The following is a 21,277-nucleotide window of genomic DNA, read 5'->3' as shown; positions in this document are numbered from 1 at the left end:
GAACATCTTTCTCAATCTCTTAATACAGCTTCGCTCCCGCCGGAATCCGGTCATCCACCATCAGGAGGTTTAATCCCTCTTTTCCGTCTTCCTCATGAACCGCTGAAATCAGCATTCCGCAGGAATCAATGCCCATCATCTTCCGTGGCGGCAGATTCACAATGGCGATACAAGTCTTTCCAATCAGTTCCTCCGGCTCGTAGTACTCGTGGATTCCGCTTAAGATGGTGCGGTCCGTGCCGCTTCCGTCATCCAGCGTGAACTGCAGAAGCTTCTTGCTCTTCGGTACGGCCACGCAGTCCTTCACCTTCACGGCGCGGTAGTCGGATTTGGCAAAGGTGTCAAAGTCTACCATCTCCTCAAACAGAGGCTCGATTTTCACTTTGGAAAAGTCAATTGGCTCAGAAACCTTCACCGGGGCGCTCTCCGTATTTTCGATAGCAGCCACTTTCTTGACGTCACCGGTTCCCCCCAACGACTTCATAGTCGGGAACAGCAGCACGTCGCGGATGGCAGGGCTGTTGGTGAACAGCATCACCAGCCTGTCGATACCGTAGCCGATACCGCCTGTCGGAGGCATACCTACCTCCAGCGCATTTAAGAAATCCTCGTCAGTGGTGTTGGCTTCCTCATCGCCGGCCGCCAGCGCCGCCTCCTGGGCTTTGAAACGCTCTCTCTGGTCAATCGGGTCATTCAGCTCGGAGTAGGCGTTGCACATCTCACGAGCATAGATAAACAGCTCAAACCGCTCCACCAGCTCCGGCTTGTCCGGTTTCCTCTTGGTAAGGGGCGACACCTCGACCGGATGATCCATGATGAACGTCGGCTGAATCAGATGCTCCTCCACAAACTCCTCGAAGAACAGGTTAATGATATCGCCGCGGACATGGCGCTCCTCGTAGTGAACGCCCTTCTCATCGGCCAGCTTCTTCGCCTCTTCCGTCGTCTTGATCTCCTCAAAATCAATGCCGGTATACTTCTTGATGGCATCAATCATAGTCAGTCTCTCAAACGGCTTGCCTAAATCAATCTCCACATCGGCATAGGGAATCGTGGTGGTGCCGCAGACCTCCTGGGCCACATGGCGGAACATGTTCTCCGTCAAATCCATCATGCCGTGGTAATCGGTATAAGCCTGGTATAATTCCATCAGCGTGAATTCCGGGTTGTGTCTGGTGTCCAGACCTTCATTACGGAACACACGTCCAATCTCGTACACTCTCTCCATGCCGCCTACAATCAGACGCTTCAGATAAAGCTCCAGGGAAATTCTCAGCTTCACATCCTCGTCCAGCGCATTGTAATGGGTCTCAAACGGTCTGGCCGCCGCGCCGCCGGCATTGGACACCAGCATGGGGGTCTCCACCTCCAAAAAGCCCTGGCCATCCAGATAACGGCGGATACAGCTGATAATGCGGGAACGCATGACAAATGTCTTCTTCACGTCCTCGTTCATAATCAAATCCGTATATCTCTGACGGTAACGGGTGTCGGTGTTGGTCAGCCCGTGGTATTTCTCCGGCAGAATCTGTAAGCTCTTGGAGAGCAGAGTCACGGAAGTGGCATGGATGGAGATTTCTCCCGTCTTGGTGGTAAACGCGGTACCCTTTAAGCCCACGATATCGCCGATATCCATCTTCTTGAAATCCTTGTACTCTTCCTCGCCAATGCTGTCTCTCGCCACATAGGACTGGATGTTGCCCTTTAAATCCTGGATATTGCAGAAGGACGCCTTGCCCATCACACGCTTGGACATCATACGTCCGGCGATGGACACCTCTTTGCCTTCCCACTCTGCATAGTTCTCCTTGATGTCCGCGCTGTGCACGGTCACATCAAACTTAGTGATCTGAAATGGGTCCCTGCCGGCTTCCTGCAATTCGGCCAGCTTCTCCCGGCGTACCTTCAGTAAATGGTTTAAATCCTCCTGGGAATTCTGATTCTGGTTCTGGTTCTCTGCCACGGGTTCTCTCTCCTTTGTTTCTCTTCGGATTATTTCGGATTATGATACTCTCTGGATTTCCAGTACTTTGTACTGAATCACTCCAACCTGGGTCTCCACGTCAACAACATCCCCCACCTTTTTGCCGATTAATGCCTGGCCTACCGGGGACTCGTTGGAAATTTTATTCTGAAGGCTGTTGGCCTCGGTGGAGCCGACGATTTTGAATTCCATCTCCTCGTCGAAATCAATCTCGTATACCTTTACTTTACAGCCTACATTAATCTTATCAAGGTCAATCTCATCCTCAACCACAACCTCAGCATTCTTAAGCAGTTTCTCAAGCTCCTCGATACGAAGCTCAATGTCTCTCTGCTCGTCTTTCGCCGCGTCGTACTCCGCGTTCTCGGACAAATCGCCCTGCTCTCTCGCCTCTTTGATTTTCTGGGCAACCTCTTTCCGTTTTACGACCTTCAAATTCTGGAGCTCATCCTCGTACTGTTTCAGACCGGCATATGTCAATATGTTTTTCTTCTCTGCCATGGTGCTATCCCTTCCTTTATCATTACTATATTTTTTCTACTGTTCCTGACTGTTATCACATTCAAGGTATTATATCTTAAGAACCCAATAATGTCAAGAAACTATGTTCCCTATTTCCTCTATATCTTATGCATGATTAACGCTTTAAAATCCTCATAACTTTCGACCTGGTTCACTTCGTTTCGCAGGGCTGACGAGTGGGGCAGTCCTGCCGTGTACCACGCCACGTGTTTTCTCATCTCCCGAATCCCCAGATACTCGCCCTTATACTCCACCTGAAGACTGGCGTGGCGCAGAAGCATTTCCCGGATTTCCTCTCTTCCCGGCCGCGGCAGCAGCTCTCCCGTGTCCAGGTAATGGTTGATTTCCCGGAAGATCCACGGATTTCCCTTGGCTCCCCTGGCTATCATCAAGCCATCGCAGCCGGTCTCCTCAAGCATCCGTTTGGCATCCTGTGGCGTGAAAATGTCTCCGTTTCCAATCACCGGAATCTTCACCGCCTCCTTCACCTGCCGGATAATCTCCCAGTCCGCCTTCCCGGAATAGTACTGTTCCCTGGTCCTTCCATGGACGGCCACCGCCGCCACGCCGCAGCTCTCGGCAATTTTGGCTATCTCCACGGCATTGACACAGGTCTCATCAAAGCCCCGGCGGAACTTGACCGTCACCGGCTTTTTCAGCGCCTTCACCATGGCGGTGAGTATCTCCTCCACCAGCTTCGGGTTCTTCATCAGCGCCGAGCCCTCCCCGTTGTTCACCACCTTGGGAACGGGACAGCCCATGTTGATGTCAATGATGTCGTAGGGTCCATCCTCAATCTGCTTCGCCATCTCACTCATAATCACCGGGTCCGAGCCGAACAGCTGCACCGCGATGGGCCGCTCCTCCTCCCGTACCTCCAGAAGAGGGGCCGTGTTCTTATTCTTATAATAAATCGCCTTGGCGCTGACCATCTCCGTGCACATCAGCCCGCATCCCTGCTCCTTGCAGAGCAAACGAAATGGCAGGTCGGTCACTCCTGCCATCGGCGCCAAGATCAGGTTGTTGTCAAGCGCCACATTTCCAATGGTTAATTTCATGAATCACTCTTCCTCTAATTCCTGTCCCAGGAAAAATACTTTATAGTACAGCTCCAGAGCTTCCAGCAGTTCCCGTTTCTCCAGCTGGTACTGTTTAATCTTCAACACGCTTCCAATCTCGTCGAACAGATAGTCCTCCTCCGGGGCCGTCACTTTAAATTCCAGGCTGCCGTCCTCGTCAAATTCCATGGTCAGTATCCCGCCCACGTCCTCGGTGTAGAGCACACACATCACCTGAAGCTCCTGGCGGATTCCCTCAGGAAGTCCCCGGAATTCTTCATTAAAATAATACTTCTGTTCATAGGAGTTGGCGCCGCACAACACTTTCTTCTCTTCCAAAATCCGCTCCTTTAATACCTCCAAAGAGGGGCTGTGTCCCCAGCCCCTCTTTGCCTCTTCTCTTCTTCTAACCGTTATCTTGTCAATATCTTACTGATGTTGTACTGGTCCTCCGGAATATCCTTGTGCATCGCCAGCGCTTCCTGGATATCGAAGTCCACATACTCGCCGCCCTTGTAGGCCACCACACGGTTGCTCTGGCCGGAAGCTAACAGCTCCACTGCCTTGGAACCCATGATGGACGCGTACACACGATCCTTACAGGTAGGCGTTCCGCCTCTCTGCATGTGGCCCAGAATGGTCGCTCTCGTCTCAATACCGGTGGCCGCCTCAATCCGTCTCGCCATGGAGGTGGAATGTCCGATGCCCTCCGCGTTGATGATGATGTTGTGCTTCTTGCCATATTTCCGGTTCTGGATAATCCGGTCGATGAGCCGCTGCTCATCCCCGTCGTAGCGCTCCGGAAGGAGAATGTCCTCGGCCCCGTTGGCGATACCGCACCACAACGCCAGATAACCGGCATTTCTTCCCATAACCTCGATGATACTGCACCGCTCATGGGAGGTGGAGGTATCACGCACCTTGTCGATGGCCTCCATCGCCGTGTTCACCGCCGTGTCAAAACCGATGGTGTAGTCCGTGCAGGCGATATCCAAATCGATGGTTCCCGGAAGCCCGATGGTGTTAATCCCAAGGGCCGACAGCTTGCCCGCTCCCCTAAAGGATCCGTCACCGCCGATTACCACCAGTCCGTCTATTCCATGTTTCTTACAAATCTCTGCGCCCTTCTTCTGCCCTTCAGGTGTGGTAAATTCGGTACATCTGGCCGTATAAAGGATGGTCCCGCCGCGGTGAATGATATCTGATACACTGGTGCCCTGCATATCCACAATCTCTTCCTGTAAAAGTCCGGCGTAACCTCTCATAATGCCTTTTACGGAAAGTCCCTTTGCGATACCGGTCCTGACCACCGCACGAATTGCGGCGTTCATGCCGGGGGCATCTCCACCACTTGTCAAAACACCGATTGTCTTTACTGTTTTAGCCATCTTCTTTCTTACCTCCTATGATTGTAAGAACCTATCTTTTTTCAAGTATTTTTTTTCATACAATGCCTATTCTAATTCATTTTCCCTATCTTTTCAATAGTTTTTTCCACAACCTTGACATTTTTTTCACCAACTATTTCCGAAAGGGCGGCCACCAGCTCCGGTCCGCCGGATACATTCCAGTTAGCCGGCAGCACCTTCTTCGCCTTCTCCTTCGCCAGATAGATGATGACGCTGTCGGAGCCCTCCGACATTTTCAGACAGTCCATCATCCCGGCTTCCTGGGCGGTGTAGGCTTCCTTATCAGCAAACTGGATCCAGACCTGTCTTGGCAGCTTTTCAAAGGGAATGACCCGCTCGCAGATCACCTTGCCCACCGGGTCGTCGCCGATAGATGCCCGGCCCTGGATGAACACCTTGGCATCCGGAATCAGCATTTCCCTGTATTTATCGTAATCTCTGGGGAATACTAAAACCTCCACGGAACCCACCAGATCCTCCACCATCACAAACGCCATCATTTTGTTTGTCTTGGTAGTTTTTACGGTTTTGCCGGTTATCATACCTCCGATAATCACCTGGGCGCCATCTCTCACTTTGGCGCTCTCCGTCTCCTCGTCCACAATGAAATCCGTGGCCATGGCCGTGATGTTGGCCCGCCAGCTCTGCTCGTAGGCTTCCATGGGGTGGCCGCTGATGTAAATGCCGAGAATTTCTTTCTCAAACGCCAGCAAATCCTCCTTGGAAAATTCTTCCACATTCGGCATGCTGATCTGGAAGCTCTCCTTGTCTTCCTCGCCGGCGAAATCAAACAGACTCATCTGGCCTTCCATGCCGGTCTTCTTCTCTTTGTTCTTCTGGTCCAGAATATCCGGCGCGATGAGCAGCTTCTGTCTGCGGTTGCCGGGCAGTGTGTCAAGCGCTCCCGCCTTGATAAAGTTTTCCAGGGTCCGCTTGTTGACCTCCTTGTTGCTGAGCCGCCCCACAAAATCCTCTAAGGTCACAAAGGGACCGTTGGCCTCCCGCTCGGCGATAATCACCTCCACCACCGATTTTCCCACACTCTTGATGGCGGATAAGCCGTAGCGGATGGAATCTCCCGACACGGAGAAACCGCTCTCCCCCTCGTTGATATCCGGGGACAATATCTCAATGCCCATCTGCCGGCAGGTGAGAATATACTCCGACACCTTGGAAATGTTATCCATGACGGAGGTCATAATCGCCGCCATGAATTCCTTCGGATAGTAATATTTTAAGTAAGCCGTCTGGTAGGATACCACCGCGTAGCAGGCCGCATGGGACTTGTTGAACGCGTACTTGGCGAAATCAATCATCTCGTCGAAAATCAGGTTGGCGGTCTTCTCGTCAATGCCGTTGTTGATACAGCCCTTGACCCCCTCCTCCTCATTTCCATAGACAAAGTTCTGCCGCTCCTTCTCCATCACGGAGGACTTCTTCTTGGACATGGCTCTCCGCACCATATCGCTCCGCCCCAGCGTGTACCCGGCCAAATCCCGCACAATCTGCATCACCTGTTCCTGGTAGACGATACAGCCGTAGGTGGGGCTTAAGATTGGCTCCAGCTGCGGGCACTCATAGGTGATGGAACCCTTCTCGTTCTTCCCCTTCAAATACCGGGGAATAAAGTCCATAGGGCCCGGACGGTAGAGGGAAATGCCGGCGATGATGTCCTCCAGATTCTCCGGTTTCAACTCCTTCATAAAGGACTTCATGCCCGAACTCTCCAGCTGGAACACGCCGTCGTTCTTCCCGGTTCCCAGGGAATCCAGCACCTGCTTGTCGTTGTAGTCGATGGCATTCATATCCAGGTCGATTCCTTGGGTTTTCTTCACCTGCCACACCGCATTCTGGATAACCGTCAGCGTCCGCAGTCCCAGGAAATCCATTTTAAGCAGTCCCAGTTCCTCCAAGGTGGTCATGGTAAACTGGGTGGTGATGGTCCCGTCAGCCGCCTTGGATAACGGCACGTAGTTGTCCACGGAGGTCTGGCTGATCACCACCCCCGCCGCGTGCATGGAGGTGTGCCGTGGCAGACCCTCCAGACGCATGGACATATCAATCAGGTATTTCACCTGTTCATCTTCATTGTAGGCATTCCGCAGATCCGGGCTGGCCTTCAGCGCCTTCTCTAGCGTCATTCCCAAATCGCCGGGAATCATTTTCGCAATCGCGTCGCACCGGGCATAGGGCATATCCAGGGCCCGGCCCACATCCCGGACCACACCCTTGGCCGCCAGGGTACCGAAGGTGACAATCTGGACCACCTGGTCCTTGCCGTATTTTTCTACCACATAATCGATGACTTCCTGACGTCTCTCGAAGCAGAAGTCGATATCGATATCGGGCATGGACACACGCTCCGGATTCAGGAAACGCTCAAACAGCAGGTTATAGCGGATCGGGTCAATGTCGGTGATGCCCAGACAGTAGGAGACGATACTTCCCGCCGCGGAGCCACGTCCCGGCCCAACCATGATGTCGTGGGATTTGGCAAAATGAATGAAATCCCACACAATCAGGAAGTAATCCACATAACCCATGGTATGAATCACATCCAACTCATATTCCAGCCGCTCCCGCAGGGTCCCGTCATCGTCGGGATAATGCTTTGCCATGCCGTCATCGCACAGCTTGTTCAAATATCCCCAGGCATCGTACCCCTCCGGCACGTCAAACCGTGGCAGCTTGGTGACGCCAAACTCGATCTCCACGTTGCACCGGTCCGCGATTTTCTGGGTGTTCTCCAATGCCTCTAAGGCGTAGGGGAACAGGGCCCTCATCTCCTCCTCGGACTTGCAGTAGAACTGGCCTCCCTCGTAGCGCATCCGGTTCTCATCCGTCACCTTCTTGTTGGTCTGGATGCACAGCAGGATGTCGTGGGGAACAGCGTCCTCCGCAAAGGTATAGTGGACGTCGTTGGTGGCCACCAGATCGATCTGTAACTCCTGGCTCAGCCGCAGCAGCGCCTGGTTCACCGTCTTCTGCTCCGGGATGCCGTGGTCCTGAAGCTCCAGGAAGAAGTTCCCCTTCCCGAATATCTCCTCGTACCGCAGCGCCGCCTCTTTGCCCTCCTGATAGAGACCTCTGGCCAGATAGCGCTGCACCTCCCCCGCCAGACAGGCGGAGAGACAGATAATCCCCTCGTGGTACTCCCGCAGCACCTCATAGTCCACTCTTGGTTTATAGTAAAAGCCGTCCACAAATCCCTTGGACACGATTTTCATCAAATTCTGATATCCCTGGTTGTTCTCCGCCAGCAGAATCAGATGGTAATACCGGTCCTCGCCGCTGACCGTCTCCCTGTCAAACCGGGAGTTTGGCGCCACGTAGACCTCACAGCCGATGATGGGTTTGATGCCCACCTCCCTGGCGGCGCGGTAGAAATCAATCACACCGTACATGACGCCGTGGTCCGTGATGGCAAGGCTGTTCATCCCCAGCTCCTTGGCTCTGGCCGGCAGCTCTTTGATCTTGCTGGAACCGTCCAGCAGGCTGTATTCCGTATGAACGTGCAAATGTGTAAATGCCATGCTCTTTTGTCCTCCAACTTAAAACACAAAAGAGGGCCCTTCGGCGCCACTGATAACCAGTGATGCCGCAGCAGCCCTCTTTTCGCATTACAGATTATTTTCCCTGTAAATAAGATTCTATTTTCTCGACAGCAGCCATCTCATCTGCGCCTTCCGCAATCAGATTGACCTGCTCACCCGGGCAGAGGGCCAGGGTCATCATGCCCATGATACTCTTGGCATTGACTCTCTTGTCGCCACACTCTAAATAAATGTTGCTCTCAAACTGGCTTGCCACCTGTACCAGCATTGCCACCGGTCTGGCTTCCAAACCTGTCTCCAGTTCAACGGTTACACTCTTACTTGCCATAATTCTCCTCCTCATTCCTGTGAGCGGTTTCTTGCCGCTCCGACGTCCCGCATTTCTCCCGGTGTTCTTCTGCCAGGATACTCAGCTTTCTCAGTCGATGATTCACTCCTGATTTGCCCACCGGCGGGTCAAATAACTCTCCCAGCTCCTTCAGCGTTGCCTCCGGCTTCTCCAGCCTTGCCTTCGCAGCTTCCAGCAGATTCTCAGGAAGACCATCAAAACCGATAGTGTCCCTTATATAGGTTATATCTTCTATCTGCTTTACAGCAGCGGATACCGTTTTGTTAATGTTGGCCGTCTCACAGTTTACCTGACGGTTGACACTGTTTCGCATATCCTTCACAATCCGGATATTCTCAAACTCCATCAGGGCCACAGGCGCTTCCATCACATTCAGAATGTCTACAATCTGGTCGCCCTCTTTGATGTATACCACATAATACTTCTTTCGCATCACTATCTTGGCATCCATATCAAAGGTGGCAATAATGTTCTTCAACTGCTCTGCCTTCGCCTGCGTGGTGCAGACAATCTCAAAATGGTAGAACTTCTCCGGCGCGCTGATGGAACCGGCCGCCAGAAATGCTCCGCGGATAAATGCCCGCCGGCAGCAGGGATTCTGGATCACCAGATTCTTCACCACACTCAGATTCTCGCCAATCTCCCCACATTCGTCCAGCAGTTTGCAGGCTTTCAACACATTTCTGGCCTGCCCGTCCTCCTGTATGATAACGGAGTAAGTGCGGGTTTTCTTCAGATATGCGTTTCTCCGTATGGAGACATCACTATTTATATTAAATGTTTTTTTCAATAATGTAAAGTACTTTCTTGCAACTGCCACATTTTCTGTATGGATTTTAATACAATACTCGTCCTCTTCATTGATGAGTATCTTGCCGCACAGGCTGATAATCGCGGCGATTTCCGCTATCTGGCAGTGCCTCGCGGGGCTTAACTGCCGCGACAGCTCCTCCTTTACTTTGGAAGAAAATGACATTCATCCCACCTCAGGTTCTTGCTTTTATTTTGTTGTCCCTGTCAATATCCCGGTGCTCCAGCTTGACGCCCAGTTCCTGCTGGGTCTTCAAATGCTCGTAGACCGCACCTGCGATGGTGACGGAGCGGTGCTTGCCGCCGGTGCAGCCGATGGCGATGACCAGCTGGTTTTTGCCCTCCAGCACGTAGTTGGGGATCAAGAAATCCAGCAGGCTTCCCAGTTTCTCTAAGAATCTGGTTCCCGTGTCCCCCTGCATGACGAAGTCCTGCACCTCCTTCGTCTCCCCGGTCCTGGGTCTCAAATCCTCGATGTAATAGGGGTTTGGCAGGAAACGCACGTCGAACACCAGGTCGGCGTCCGCCGGGATTCCGTATTTGAAACCGAAGGACAGCACGGTGACAAAGAGATTGTAGTAGGAGTGGTTCTCCACAAAGATTTTCTCCAGTTCCTGGCGCAGTTCCTTGGTCAGCAGCTGGCTGGTGTCGATGATGAAATCGGCCCTCTGCTTTAAGAATTCCAGCTTCTCCCGCTCCTTCACGATGCCCTGGTCAATCCGGCCCACACCCGCCAGGGGATGGCTCCGCCTGGTCTCCTTGTAACGCTTGATTAACACCGCGTCGCTGGCGTCCAGAAACAGGATCTGGTATGGGTATCGTCCGCCGCCGGCGCCCGGCTGGCCTGCATTCCACTCGGTAAGGATACTGTCCAGCTGGGATAATTCCTCCCCGCTTCGGATATCGATGCCCAGAGCCACCTGCTTGAAGCTGTTCTGGCCCCGGAGGGATAATTCTGCAAATTTTTCAATCAGCGGAATGGGAAGGTTGTCGACACAGTAAAATCCCATATCCTCCAGCATTTTCAGCGCGATGGTCTTGCCGGCTCCCGACATTCCCGTCACTATGACCAGTCTCATACTCTGTTGCCTCCCGTTTTTTCTGTCTTGTACCGTGTTGTTGGTCTGTTTGTGGCCGCAAATGCGATTGTGTGGCCTTGACAGACTTTCTATTCTATGTCCCCCAATATCTTCACTTCCATCTCCAGGTCCACCCCGGAGTGTTCTTTCACCCGTTTTGCCACTTCCCGGCACAGGTTTCTCACATCGGAGGCGGTGGCATGGTCCCGGTTGATGACGAAGCCGCAGTGCTTCTCCGCCACCTGGGCGCCGCCAACGCTAAAGCCGCGAAGTCCGGCCTCCTCGATTAATTTTCCTGCGAAATGTCCCTCCGGGCGCTTGAAGGTGCTTCCGGCGCTGGGGTATTCCAGGGGCTGCTTCTCCCGCCTTCTGCGGGACAGTTCCTCCATGGTCTCCCGGATGTTCGCCGGTTCCCCGTGACTCAGTTCAAAGGTGCCGGAAAGCACCAGATAACCCTTTTCCGGAATGCAGCTGTGGCGGTAGCCAAGCTCCAGTTCCTCCGCTGTCAGGGTGAGTATTCGTCTGTCCCTGTCCAGTACGTCGGCGGATGTTAAAATATTCTTCATCTCCGAGCCGTAGGCCCCGGCATTCATCACCAGGGCGCCGCCCAGGGTTCCGGGAATCCCCGCCGCGAACTCAAAGCCGGTAAGGGACGCCTCCTCTATCTTTTTGGCCAGACGGTAGAGCCGGATTCCCGCTCCCGCCGTCACCCTGGTTCCATCAATCTGACACGACCCCAGACTGTCCGTCATGGCGATAATCACACCCCGGTAGCCGCTGTCGCTGACCAGAAGATTGCTCCCATTTCCTACCACATAATAGGGCATTTGCTCCTGTCTGCACAACTGCACCACGGCACTCAGTTCCCCGACGTTCTTTGGAGTCACGTAGTAATCGGCTGGGCCGCCGATGCGGAATGTGGTGTGGTTGGCCATCCGTTCATCCGTTTTCACGGACGCTTCCTCCAGTAGTCTGCCTAATTGTTCGAGAAACTCTGCCATGTATCCACCTCTGTCTTTGTAATTCTTATCTTTTTTACTTCCATATGGAATCATATTCCACTTCTGCCGGAAACTTGTCTGATTCCGGCAGAAAACTTTTTCTTAATCCAAATCGCTCTTCTTGTTCAAGTTGGCCTGGACACGTTTGTACAGTTCCTGAGCCGCGTTGTAGCCCATCTTCTTCTGGCGGTAGTTGACAGCCGCGGACTCCACGATAATCGCTAAGTTTCTGCCCGGACGGATGGGGATGGAATGGCATACGACTTTATTGCCAAGGAATTCCGTGTACTGGTCTTCCAGTCCCAGTCTGTCGTACTCCTTATCCCGGTTCCAGTCCTCCAGCTTGATGACCATGTCGATGGCCTGGGTGTCCTTCACGCTCTCCACACCGAACAGGGTCTTCACATCGATAATGCCGATGCCCCGCAGTTCGATAAAATGCTTGGTGATATCCGGCGCGCTTCCAATCAGGGTCTCGTCGCTGACCTTGCGGATCTCCACCACGTCATCGGTCACCAGACGGTGTCCACGCTTGATTAACTCCAGAGCCGCCTCGCTCTTGCCGATGCCGCTCTCACCCATAATCAGCACGCCCTCGCCAAATACATCCACCAATACGCCGTGAATGCTGATGCAGGGAGCCAGCTTCACCTTCAGCCAGCGGATCACCTCCGCCATCAAATCCGAGGTGGTCTTGTCCGAGACGAGACAGGGCACGTCGTAGTGGTTGCACAGCTCCAGCATATCCTCGTCCGGCATCTGGCCCCGGCTGTACACCAGGCAGGGAATCTTCTCCGCCAGCAGTTTGTCGTAGACCGTCCGTCTCTGCTCCTGGCTTAAGTTGTTGATATAAGCCTGCTCCACATACCCGATAATCTGCACACGCTCCTTGTCAAAATGGTCGAAAAAGCCGGCCAGCTGGAGTGCGGGACGGTTCACGTCCGGGTGGGTCAAAACCGCTTTCTCCACATCAATTTCGGGGGTAACATTCTTCAGATTCATCTTCTCAATTAATTCTTCAATGGTTACGCCATACATGACAATCTCTCCTTTTTTTCACGTATCTTAAATCTACCTTTCATGTTATCACATCTTGGGGCGGTTGTCACCACACTTTTCCTGCCGGCGGCGCCCAAGTATGGGAGGGAAATGATGGGAATTTTCGTCATTTTCCCGGAAATGCAGTCTCCATCGGGACGTGAAACAGGACAAGAGGATGTTTCCCCCTGCCCTGTCTGTTCCCAATGAATGTTCTTAATAAACGTTTTTAATGAAAGAAATTGTATACACTCTCCGCCGCCTTCCGGTTCATCCCCGGCGCGCTCTCCAGCTCCTCGACAGTGGCGTCCTTCACCGCCTCGATGGCCTTAAACTGGCGCATCAGCGCCTTTCTTCTCGTGGGGCCGATGTCCGGGATGTCGTCCAGAATGGATTTCACCTGTCCCTTGCCCCGCAGCGCCCGGTGGTACTCGATGGCGAACCGGTGGGCCTCGTCCTGGATTCTGGTGATGAGCCGGAACCCTTCCGAGTGCTTGTCGATGGGCACCTCCACATTGTTGTAGTAGAGTCCCCTCGTCCGGTGGTTGTCATCCTTCACCATACCGCAGACCGGGATGTCCAGCTTCAATTCCTCCAGCACCTCCAGCGCGATATTCACCTGGCCCCGGCCGCCGTCCATCATGATTAAGTCCGGGAACCGGGTGAAGCTGCCGTAGGCCTCATCCACGCCCTTTTCCTTCAGCTGGCTGGCCTCATTGAGTCCGTGGGTGAACCGTCTCGTCAACACCTCCCGCATGGAGGCGTAATCGTTGGCGCCCTTCACCCATTTGATCTTAAACTTCCGATAATCGTTCCGCTTCGGCTTCCCGTCCTCGTAGACAATCATGGAGCCCACGGACTCGAAACCGCTGGTGTTGGAGATATCGAACGCCTCGATCCGGCGGATGCCCTCCACCCCGATCAGCTCCCCGATCTGGTTCATGGCGCCGATGGTGCGAAGCTCCTCCCGCTTGATCTTCTCCTTGTCCTGGGACAACACCAGGGCCGCGTTTCTCTGGGCCAGCTCCACCAGCCGCTCCTTCTGGCCCTTCTGTGGCACCACAATCTTCACCTTCTGGCCCCGCTTGGTCTCCAGCCACTGGCTGATCACCTCCGCGTCCTCCAGTTCCGTCTGCACCCAAAGCTCCCGTGGCACAAAAGGCGTCCCGGCATAAAACTGCTTCACAAAACTGGTAAGAATCTGCTTCTCATCCTCCGCCGTTGCAATATTCACATGAAAATGATCCCGGCCGATGAGCTTTCCTTCCCTCACGAAGAACACCTGCACCACCGCGTCCGACTCATCTCTGGCCATGGCAATGATATCCCGGTCCTCCATACTGCTGCTGGTAATCTTCTGCTTCTGGGCCACCTTCTTCACGCTGGTGAGAAGTTCCCGGTACTCGATGGCCTTCTCAAAGTCCAGCTCGTCGGAGGCGTCCTGCATTTTCTTCTCCAACACCTTCAGCACATTGCCGTACTGGCCGTTTAGGAATTCCAGCGCCTGGTTGACGGATTTCCAGTAATCCTCCTTGTTGATGTAACCCTGGCAGGGGGCGTCGCACTGCTTGATATGGTAGTTTAAGCAGGGGCGGTCCTTGCCGATATCCTTGGGGAGATTCCGGTTGCAGGTTCTGATTTTGTACAGCTTGTGTATCAAATCTATGGTGTCCTTCACCGCTCCCGCGCTGGTGTAGGGGCCGAAATATTTGTTTTTATCCTTCTTCATGGTTCTGGCGAACAGCACTCTGGGGAAATCCTCCGATACCGTCACCTTGATGTAGGGATAACCTTTGTCATCCTTCAACATAGTGTTGTAGCGGGGGCGGTGCTCCTTGATTAAGTTGCACTCCAGCACCAAAGCTTCCAGCTCCGAGTCGGTGATAATGTACTCGAACCGGGCGATTCTGGATACCATCTGCTCAATCTTCGCCGTCTTGTTCCGGCTGCTCTGGAAATACTGGCGCACCCGGTTTTTCAGGCTGATGGCCTTGCCCACGTAGATGATTTCGTCCTTTTTGTCATGCATGATGTAGACGCCTGGCTGGGCCGGCAGTTTCTTTAATTCTTCCTCGATATCAAACACGGGCTTGTCTTCCATCTGAATTTCTATCCTCCGTCTGTCTATAATGTCTGTCCGGTCTTAAGTCCCGGCTATCTCAAATGTCCGCCGTCGTAGTGACGCTGCATGCTCAGAATCTGTTCCACGGCGTCCAACTGGGCGTCCACGCTGCCCTCCACTTTTTTCATATCCAGAGCCACATAGATAATGCCTAAGTCATCCTGGCTGACACGGCCCCGCATGTTGTGCAGGGCTTCCAGTCTGCCCTCATAGGTCTCCGCCTCGATGAAGGACAGGAGAGCCGGGTTTATGGGGGCGGACGCTTCCTCGTCCTCCCGGATATCCACGGACTGGGTGGTGTCCACCACTTTTATCATGTCGTCCCGCAGGCTGACGCTCTGGAAGTCGTCGTCTGCGTCCTCCTCGTCCGGGGTCTGGGCCGCCGGAGGGGTGATGACCGGGATTTCGGAAATGGGGGGCTGGGCGGCCTGGGCGCCAATGCCTGGGGCCCCTGACCCGGCGACTGGAATTTCAGTGACGCACGATGCAGTTCCCGCCGCCGGAATCCCGGGAACTGGCGGCTGGGCCGCGAACGTGTTTCCTCCGCGGACAAATTCTACCTGCTCAAACCGGTATTTCTGTGTTACGTCCGGATATTTCTGGCGGTCCACCTCGCTGTTGAACATGGAGAGCGGTCTGGCGTAGGTCCGGAAATCACCGTAGAGGGCCTGGTAGATCACCAGCATCTCCCCGGTCTCCGAATGCTCCGCAATGGCTACTACCTGATATAATTTGTCTTTAAAATGGCGGTAAAATTCGCCTGGTCTTGGTGTTCTATCCATGATATGTTCACTCCTGCTCTATATTTTCTATATGCGTCCGCAGTGCATCTTCTTGATTTAAAAAACACCGAAATCAAGAAGCAGTCGTGTTTATTATAACACGACCGCCCCACATCTTCCATATAAAATCGAGATTTTCTACACTACAAACCTCCAGAAAATTACTCCTCCCCCGCATGCGGATAAGTCCTCGGCACCGTCGTCTCCTCCTGCGTAGGCTCCGTCTCCGGCTCTGCCGCACGGGACTCGGCAATCTGGGCGGCCTCCGCCTCTGCCTCCTCCGGCGTCAGCAGTCCGCCCCAGTGATATTTGCAGGCCGCGCTCCACAACAGCCACTCATCGTAGCCGGCGTCATAGACCGCCTGAATCTGGGCCCGGACCTCCTTATCCCCATACTGGATATAATTGGCCAGGTAGGACGCCGTAAAGTCCTGAAGCCAGGGCCGCACAATCGCCTGGTCCTCCCCCTCAGCCTCATAGGTCTTTAAATCGTCCTCTGACTTCTTCAGCGCCCCCAGAATCGTGTCATAGGGCTGGGTATCTGGATGCTCAATCCCGAAATTGCCGTCCCCGTAATGGGAAGGATAAATCATGGGACAGATATAATCCAGACTCTTGGCCATATTTCCGTAGGACTGTCCCACCGAATCGGAATCCTGCCCGCCGCCAATAATCGCGCCAAACACATCCGCCGCCACAAACACGCCCTCCGCCGACAATTTCTCATAGGCGTAACCGATAAACTCGGTGATAATCTCCGTCTTCGTCCGCCCGTGGGTATCCGCTTCCTCGTAGACCACATCGTTAATCCCCTTCTCCGTGGAGAACCGGATATAGTCAAACTGAATCTCATCAAATCCGGCCTTGTGGGCCTCAATCCCCACCTCCACCAGATAATCCCAGGCTTCCTTCTTGTAAGGATTCACCCAGGCCAGCCCCTTGTTGTCCCGGTAAATGCTTCCGTCCGCCAGTTTCAGGCTCAAATCCGGCCGCTGCTCCGCCAGATAGGGGTCACGGAAGGCCACCACCCTGGCAATGGTATAGATATTGTGCTCCTTCAGCTTTGCCATGAGTCCAGGCATGTCCGGAATAAACTTCTTCACCGCCCCCAGCTCCGTCACCATGGGCGAATCCATGGCGTAGGAAATCCGGCCATTGTCGTCCTTCACGTCAATGACCACCGCGTTGATCTCCGTCTTGTCAATATTTTCAATAATGGCGTCCATCAAATCCGGTGTTCCCGCCACATACTCGGACACATAAATGCCCTTCACCTTCACCCGCGGCTTCTCCGGTTTGGCGCTCGCCGCTTCCACACTCTCCTCGGTGCTTTCCTCCGCACTCTCCACCGGCGTGGTCTCCGTCTCCAACGGCACTTCGTCGGAGCTTCGTCTCACCACCACAGGAGCCGGAGTGGTCGGACTGTCCGCCCTCTCGTATCTGGCACATCCGCCCAGGAGAAGCATACAGGCAATCCATAAATAGATTACTTTTTTCATATCCAATTCCTATCCTTTTATCTTTGGTAACATGATTTCGTAATTAGTAGCTTAATCATTGTAACACATTTTTAATAATTTGGAAATTTTTTTAAATTTTCTTATATTTTCCATAAATTTCTTTGCAGAAATTATGCATTTTTACAGAAAAATAGCGGAACCTCTACGATATTGGCTCCGCTTTCGTCATTTTTCTTCGTTTTTTCTGTCTGTTCCTTCCTCCGGTATGTTACTCTGCCGCCTCGATGGCTGGCAGAATATCGCCCGGATGCTCTATGATATATTTCGGGTGAAACGCCTCCAGCTCCTCCCTGTCCCGAAAGCCCCAGAGGACGCCCACCGTGTCCATGCCGGCGTTGATTCCAGTCTTCATATCGGTGTTGGTATCGCCAAAATACAGACACTCCGAGGGGTCCACCCCCAGGGCCTTCGCCGTACCTAAAGCCATGGCCGGGTCCGGTTTGCACCGGACGCCCTCCTGCTCCCCCGTAATCCTGTCAAAATAATCCTTCCCGAACACGATTTCCACATTTTCAATCGCTCTGTCGTGGGACTTGTTCGTGACAACGGCAATCTTGATACCTTTGGCTTTCAGCGCATCCAGAAGCTCCTTCATTCCATCGTAAGCCTCAATCCGGTAGAGACAATGCTCCTTAAACAGGGCGTCATAGGTCATCAGAGCGTCCTCCCGGTGGGCCAGCTCCACATCGCCGCAATAGCGGAGCGCCCGCTCTACAAACTTTTGATATCCGTCCCCCACAAACACCTTGGTCTGCTCGTCCTCGATGGGGCCCAGACCATATTTTTTCAGAGTCAGATTGATCGTGTAAGTCAGCGCGTAAATGGTGTTAATCAGCGTTCCATCCAAATCAAACATGCAGCATCTGTACATTATTTCATCTCCCATTGTCGTTTTACTTCCGTCAGGATATGCATCACGTCCCGCGTATACTCCAGTTCCAGCTGGCCGCCGCCATGACTCACCGCGGCCTCCATGTCTTCCACCTCGTAGCAGAGAGCCCGGCCCATCTCGCCGCACGCCAGCTCCTCCGTCCTGCCATCCTCCGTGTAAACGATGACGGCCCGGTCCGCCCGCGGGTAGTTGTTCACCTCAATATAGCCCTTCTCCCCGGCAACGACGCCACGCTTGGGCTGCTTGGCCCGCATAGTCAGCGCCATGACAGCCATCTCATCCCGGCTGTTTTTCAGAATGATTCCCGACTGCTCATCCACCCCGGTCTCAAAGTATTTCACCGTGGTCAGCACTTCCTCCGGCCTCTCACTGAGGAAACTTCTGGCAAATGCCGCCGCATACACGCCGATATCAAGCAGGGCGCCTCCCGCCAAATCCTTATTGAAAAAGCGGTTATTCACATCGTACTCCTTGCAGCTGCCGAAATTCACCTGCACCATCTTGATATCGCCGATGGCGCCGGACGCCGCCACCTCCCGCAGCTTCTTGTAGAGCGGCATGTGGTAGATGGTCATGGCCTCCTGGAGGATCAGCTTCCTCTCCGCCGCCAGCGCCACCAACTCCTCCAGCTGTCCCGCATCCACCGTGATGGATTTCTCGCACAGCACATGCTTCCCAGCCAGAAGCGCTTTTTTGATCACTTCGTAATGCAGATTGTGGGGCGTCGCCACATAGACGATATCCACCTTGGAATCCCCAAGCATCTCCTCACAGCTTCCAAACGCATGAAGAACACCGTGCTTGCGGGAAAATGCTTCCGCCGATTCATACCGGGACGCGCAGACACCGTAAACTCCGCCTCCCAGCTCCTTTAACGCTTCCGCCATCTCCGACGCTATTCCTCCGGCGCCCACCATCGCCCAGTTGTAATTCACCATATCCCGTCCTCCGCATTCTTTCCATATTGACTCTATTTTAACCAGTTTTCCGGCATCCGTCAAATGCTTCCGGCCGGGGTCCCCTTCAAAATGCGGCAATGCCGGCAGAGATTTCATTTCCCCGCCGGCATATCTGCCTGTAATTTGATATTTTTTTCACGAAGACAGTTACCTGTCGTATTTCCTACGCCTGGTACGGCTTTTTCAGCATTGCCAGTATCACACATCCAACCGCGGAGCCAACCAGCACCGCCGCCAGATAGGCGAACGGATTGCCAATGGTCGGCAGAACGAAGATGCCGCCGTGAGGCGCCCGAAGCGTACAGTTGAAGAACATGGACAGTCCGCCGGCCACGGCTGAGCCGATGACACAGGAAGGAATCACGCGCAGCGGGTCAGCCGCCGCAAAGGGAATCGCGCCCTCGGAAATGAAGGAGAGTCCCATAATATAGTTCACGAGACCGGACTGTCTGTCTTTCTCGCTGAATCTGTTTTTGAAAAATGTGGTACACAGGGCGATGGCAATCGGAGGCACCATACCGCCGGCCATCACCGCCGCCATCACCTCGAAGTTGCCCTCCGCCAGCTGGGCCGTGCCGAAGACGTAAGCTGCCTTGTTCACCGGGCCGCCCATATCCACGGACATCATGCCGGCTACCACCATGCCGAGAACCACGCGGCTTGTGCCGCCCATGCTGTTCAGGGCGCCGCTCAGCGCGTCATTAATCATACCGACATAAGGATTGATAAAGGTGGTCGCAACGCCTACCAGGAAGATGCCAAGCACCGGGTATAACAGCACCGGCTTGATGCCTTCCAGGGATTTCGGCAGCTTGCTGAAGCATTTGCGGAGCAGAACGATAATGTAGCCGCCCACAAAACCGGCAAACAGCGCGCCCAGGAATCCGGCGTTCACGTCGCCGCCGGCGGGATTTGCAAAGGTACAGCCCATCTTCGCCACAAGTCCGCCTACAAAGCCCACAGCCAGACCGGGACGGTCCGCGATACTCATGGCGATGTAACCGGCCAGAACCGGAAGCATCATGCCGAAGGCCTGCTCGCCGATGGTCTTTAAGTAAGCCGCCAGAGGCGTGTTCTTACCGAAGTTTGCCGGGTTGATGGCATAGTCGTCGAACAGGAACGCAAGGGCAATCAGGATACCGCCGCCGATGACGAAGGGAAGCATGTGGGAAACGCCGTTCATCAGGTGTTTGTAGATGGTACGTCCCACGCTGTCGTTGGAGCCGGACACCTCGCCGCCATCGCTGCCGCCGGCATGATGGTAGATGGGAACCGTTCCGCTGACTGCCTTCTGCACCAGTTCTTCGCCCTTGTGGATGCCCTCGGAGACGGAGGTCATGATAACCGGCTTTCCGTCAAACCGGGCCATCTCCACGTTTTTGTCCGCCGCGATGATGATGGCGTCGGCGCTGGCAATCTCCTCTTTCGTCAGCACGTTCTGGGCGCCGCCGGAGCCGTTGGTCTCCGCCTTCACCGGGATACCCAGCTTCTTGCCCATGTTCTCCAGGTTCTCTGCCGCCATGAAGGTGTGGGCGATACCGGTGGGGCAGGCGGTTACCGCGAGGACGCGGTAGCCGGCAGCGCTGCTGCCTGTGGATGTATTTTTACTGTCTGCTGCGGCTGCATTTCCTGTCTTTGATGCACCGCCAGCATTTCCGGCTGTTTTGCCGCCGGCTGCACTGGCCGCGCCGTCCGCATTTCCGGCTTTGGCCTCCTCTGTCTCGCCGAACCGCTCTTTCTCCGCCTTATCGATAATAGTCAAAAACTCTTCCTTCGATTTCGCCGCAATCAGAGAATCCTTAAATCCCGGAACCATCAGCAGGGTGGACAGTCTGGACAAGGCCTCCAGATGGGTATCCGCCTCGCCCTCCGGCGCCGCAATCATGAATATCAGGTTGGCCAGGGAACCGTCAAACGCCTCATAGTCCACGCCCTCCGGCACCACGGCTGCCGCAAGTCCCGGCTCCTTCACAGCCGCCACCTTCGCGTGGGGAATGGCAATCCCCTCACCAACCGCCGTGCTTCCAAGGGCTTCTCTCGCCAGAATCCCCTCTTTATAGCCAGCCTTGTCGTTCAGTCTTCCGCCCTTTTCCATCAGAGCCACCAGCTGGTTGATGGCATCTTCTTTGGATGACGCGCTGATGCCCAGCGCAATGCTTTCCGGTTTCAATAATTCCGTAATCTTCATAGCTTATCCC

Annotated in this window: 17 protein-coding genes; all 17 read right to left on the bottom strand. The window is 54.1% G+C overall.

What is annotated here, in order from left to right:
- Positions 1 to 19: 19 nt before the first annotated feature.
- Positions 20 to 1,963 (bottom strand): lysine--tRNA ligase, encoded by a 1,944-nt coding sequence (gene lysS, locus HMPREF9473_RS09740; RefSeq protein WP_006779929.1) that lies wholly within the window; start codon positions 1,961 to 1,963, stop codon positions 20 to 22.
- A 39-nt stretch (positions 1,964 to 2,002) separates the two neighbouring features.
- Positions 2,003 to 2,485 (bottom strand): transcription elongation factor GreA, encoded by a 483-nt coding sequence (gene greA, locus HMPREF9473_RS09735; protein WP_006779928.1) that lies wholly within the window; start codon positions 2,483 to 2,485, stop codon positions 2,003 to 2,005.
- 119 nt (positions 2,486 to 2,604) lie between these two features.
- Positions 2,605 to 3,564: a tRNA dihydrouridine synthase DusB gene (gene dusB, locus HMPREF9473_RS09730; protein ID WP_006779927.1), complete on the bottom strand. Its 960-nt coding sequence runs from the start codon at positions 3,562 to 3,564 to the stop codon at positions 2,605 to 2,607.
- Positions 3,565 to 3,567: 3 nt separating this feature from the next.
- Entirely contained in the window at positions 3,568 to 3,903 is a 336-nt protein-coding gene (locus HMPREF9473_RS09725) for a DUF6145 family protein (protein ID WP_006779926.1), read from the bottom strand.
- A 74-nt stretch (positions 3,904 to 3,977) separates the two neighbouring features.
- The gene (pfkA, locus tag HMPREF9473_RS09720; protein ID WP_006779925.1) at positions 3,978 to 4,952 is read right to left on the bottom strand and encodes a 6-phosphofructokinase; all 975 of its coding nucleotides are present in this window, start codon (positions 4,950 to 4,952) and stop codon (positions 3,978 to 3,980) included.
- A 71-nt stretch (positions 4,953 to 5,023) separates the two neighbouring features.
- Positions 5,024 to 8,506: a DNA polymerase III subunit alpha gene (locus HMPREF9473_RS09715; protein ID WP_006779924.1), complete on the bottom strand. Its 3,483-nt coding sequence runs from the start codon at positions 8,504 to 8,506 to the stop codon at positions 5,024 to 5,026.
- A gap of 94 nt (positions 8,507 to 8,600) precedes the next feature.
- Entirely contained in the window at positions 8,601 to 8,855 is a 255-nt protein-coding gene (locus HMPREF9473_RS09710; RefSeq protein WP_006779923.1) for an HPr family phosphocarrier protein, read from the bottom strand.
- Positions 8,845 to 9,852, bottom strand: a complete 1,008-nt coding sequence (gene whiA, locus HMPREF9473_RS09705) for a DNA-binding protein WhiA (RefSeq protein ID WP_006779922.1) — start codon at positions 9,850 to 9,852, stop codon at positions 8,845 to 8,847. The genes HMPREF9473_RS09710 and whiA overlap by 11 nt, the downstream gene beginning before the upstream one ends.
- A 10-nt stretch (positions 9,853 to 9,862) precedes the next feature.
- Positions 9,863 to 10,765, bottom strand: a complete 903-nt coding sequence (rapZ, locus tag HMPREF9473_RS09700) for an RNase adapter RapZ (RefSeq protein ID WP_006779921.1) — start codon at positions 10,763 to 10,765, stop codon at positions 9,863 to 9,865.
- 89 nt (positions 10,766 to 10,854) lie between these two features.
- Entirely contained in the window at positions 10,855 to 11,766 is a 912-nt protein-coding gene (murB, locus tag HMPREF9473_RS09695) for a UDP-N-acetylmuramate dehydrogenase (protein ID WP_006779920.1), read from the bottom strand.
- A 102-nt stretch (positions 11,767 to 11,868) separates the two neighbouring features.
- Complete coding sequence (gene hprK / locus HMPREF9473_RS09690) at positions 11,869 to 12,804, bottom strand: HPr(Ser) kinase/phosphatase (protein WP_006779919.1); 936 nt, start codon at positions 12,802 to 12,804, stop codon at positions 11,869 to 11,871.
- A gap of 229 nt (positions 12,805 to 13,033) precedes the next feature.
- A complete protein-coding gene (uvrC, locus tag HMPREF9473_RS09685; protein WP_034859093.1) occupies positions 13,034 to 14,890 on the bottom strand; it encodes an excinuclease ABC subunit UvrC in 1,857 nt (618 codons plus the stop codon).
- A gap of 68 nt (positions 14,891 to 14,958) precedes the next feature.
- Positions 14,959 to 15,708, bottom strand: a complete 750-nt coding sequence (locus HMPREF9473_RS27670) for a DUF1653 domain-containing protein (RefSeq protein WP_006779917.1) — start codon at positions 15,706 to 15,708, stop codon at positions 14,959 to 14,961.
- Positions 15,709 to 15,869: 161 nt separating this feature from the next.
- Positions 15,870 to 17,207: a putative glycoside hydrolase gene (locus HMPREF9473_RS09675; RefSeq protein ID WP_006779916.1), complete on the bottom strand. Its 1,338-nt coding sequence runs from the start codon at positions 17,205 to 17,207 to the stop codon at positions 15,870 to 15,872.
- Positions 17,208 to 17,436: 229 nt separating this feature from the next.
- Entirely contained in the window at positions 17,437 to 18,099 is a 663-nt protein-coding gene (locus HMPREF9473_RS09670; RefSeq protein ID WP_006779915.1) for an HAD family hydrolase, read from the bottom strand.
- Positions 18,099 to 19,058, bottom strand: a complete 960-nt coding sequence (locus tag HMPREF9473_RS09665) for a Gfo/Idh/MocA family protein (RefSeq protein ID WP_006779914.1) — start codon at positions 19,056 to 19,058, stop codon at positions 18,099 to 18,101. The genes HMPREF9473_RS09670 and HMPREF9473_RS09665 overlap by 1 nt, the downstream gene beginning before the upstream one ends.
- 184 nt (positions 19,059 to 19,242) lie before the next feature.
- Positions 19,243 to 21,267 carry a PTS fructose transporter subunit IIABC gene (locus HMPREF9473_RS09660; protein WP_006779913.1) on the bottom strand — a complete coding sequence of 675 codons (2,025 nt, stop codon included), beginning with the start codon at positions 21,265 to 21,267 and terminating at the stop codon, positions 19,243 to 19,245.
- Between the last annotated feature and the right edge of the window lie 10 nt (positions 21,268 to 21,277).

The organism is Hungatella hathewayi WAL-18680 (genome assembly GCF_000235505.1).
GTDB classification, from domain to species: domain Bacteria; phylum Bacillota; class Clostridia; order Lachnospirales; family Lachnospiraceae; genus Hungatella_A; species Hungatella_A hathewayi_A.
This window is presented reverse-complemented; position numbering and strand designations above follow the sequence as displayed.

Excerpts from the sequence above, each read along its gene's own strand:
- greA (WP_006779928.1), bottom strand. The coding sequence starts at position 2,485 with ATGGCAGAGAAGAAAAACATATTGACATATGCCGGTCTGAAACAGTAC.
- dusB (WP_006779927.1), bottom strand. The coding sequence starts at position 3,564 with ATGAAATTAACCATTGGAAATGTGGCGCTTGACAACAACCTGATCTTG.
- pfkA (WP_006779925.1), bottom strand. The coding sequence starts at position 4,952 with ATGGCTAAAACAGTAAAGACAATCGGTGTTTTGACAAGTGGTGGAGAT.
- HMPREF9473_RS09715 (WP_006779924.1), bottom strand. The coding sequence starts at position 8,506 with ATGGCATTTACACATTTGCACGTTCATACGGAATACAGCCTGCTGGAC.
- HMPREF9473_RS09710 (WP_006779923.1), bottom strand. The coding sequence starts at position 8,855 with ATGGCAAGTAAGAGTGTAACCGTTGAACTGGAGACAGGTTTGGAAGCC.
- whiA (WP_006779922.1), bottom strand. The coding sequence starts at position 9,852 with ATGTCATTTTCTTCCAAAGTAAAGGAGGAGCTGTCGCGGCAGTTAAGC.
- rapZ (WP_006779921.1), bottom strand. The coding sequence starts at position 10,765 with ATGAGACTGGTCATAGTGACGGGAATGTCGGGAGCCGGCAAGACCATC.
- murB (WP_006779920.1), bottom strand. The coding sequence starts at position 11,766 with ATGGCAGAGTTTCTCGAACAATTAGGCAGACTACTGGAGGAAGCGTCC.
- hprK (WP_006779919.1), bottom strand. The coding sequence starts at position 12,804 with ATGTATGGCGTAACCATTGAAGAATTAATTGAGAAGATGAATCTGAAG.
- HMPREF9473_RS27670 (WP_006779917.1), bottom strand. The coding sequence starts at position 15,708 with ATGGATAGAACACCAAGACCAGGCGAATTTTACCGCCATTTTAAAGAC.
- HMPREF9473_RS09675 (WP_006779916.1), bottom strand. The coding sequence starts at position 17,207 with ATGAAAAAAGTAATCTATTTATGGATTGCCTGTATGCTTCTCCTGGGC.
- HMPREF9473_RS09670 (WP_006779915.1), bottom strand. The coding sequence starts at position 18,099 with ATGTACAGATGCTGCATGTTTGATTTGGATGGAACGCTGATTAACACC.
- HMPREF9473_RS09665 (WP_006779914.1), bottom strand. The coding sequence starts at position 19,058 with ATGGTGAATTACAACTGGGCGATGGTGGGCGCCGGAGGAATAGCGTCG.
- HMPREF9473_RS09660 (WP_006779913.1), bottom strand. The coding sequence starts at position 21,267 with ATGAAGATTACGGAATTATTGAAACCGGAAAGCATTGCGCTGGGCATC.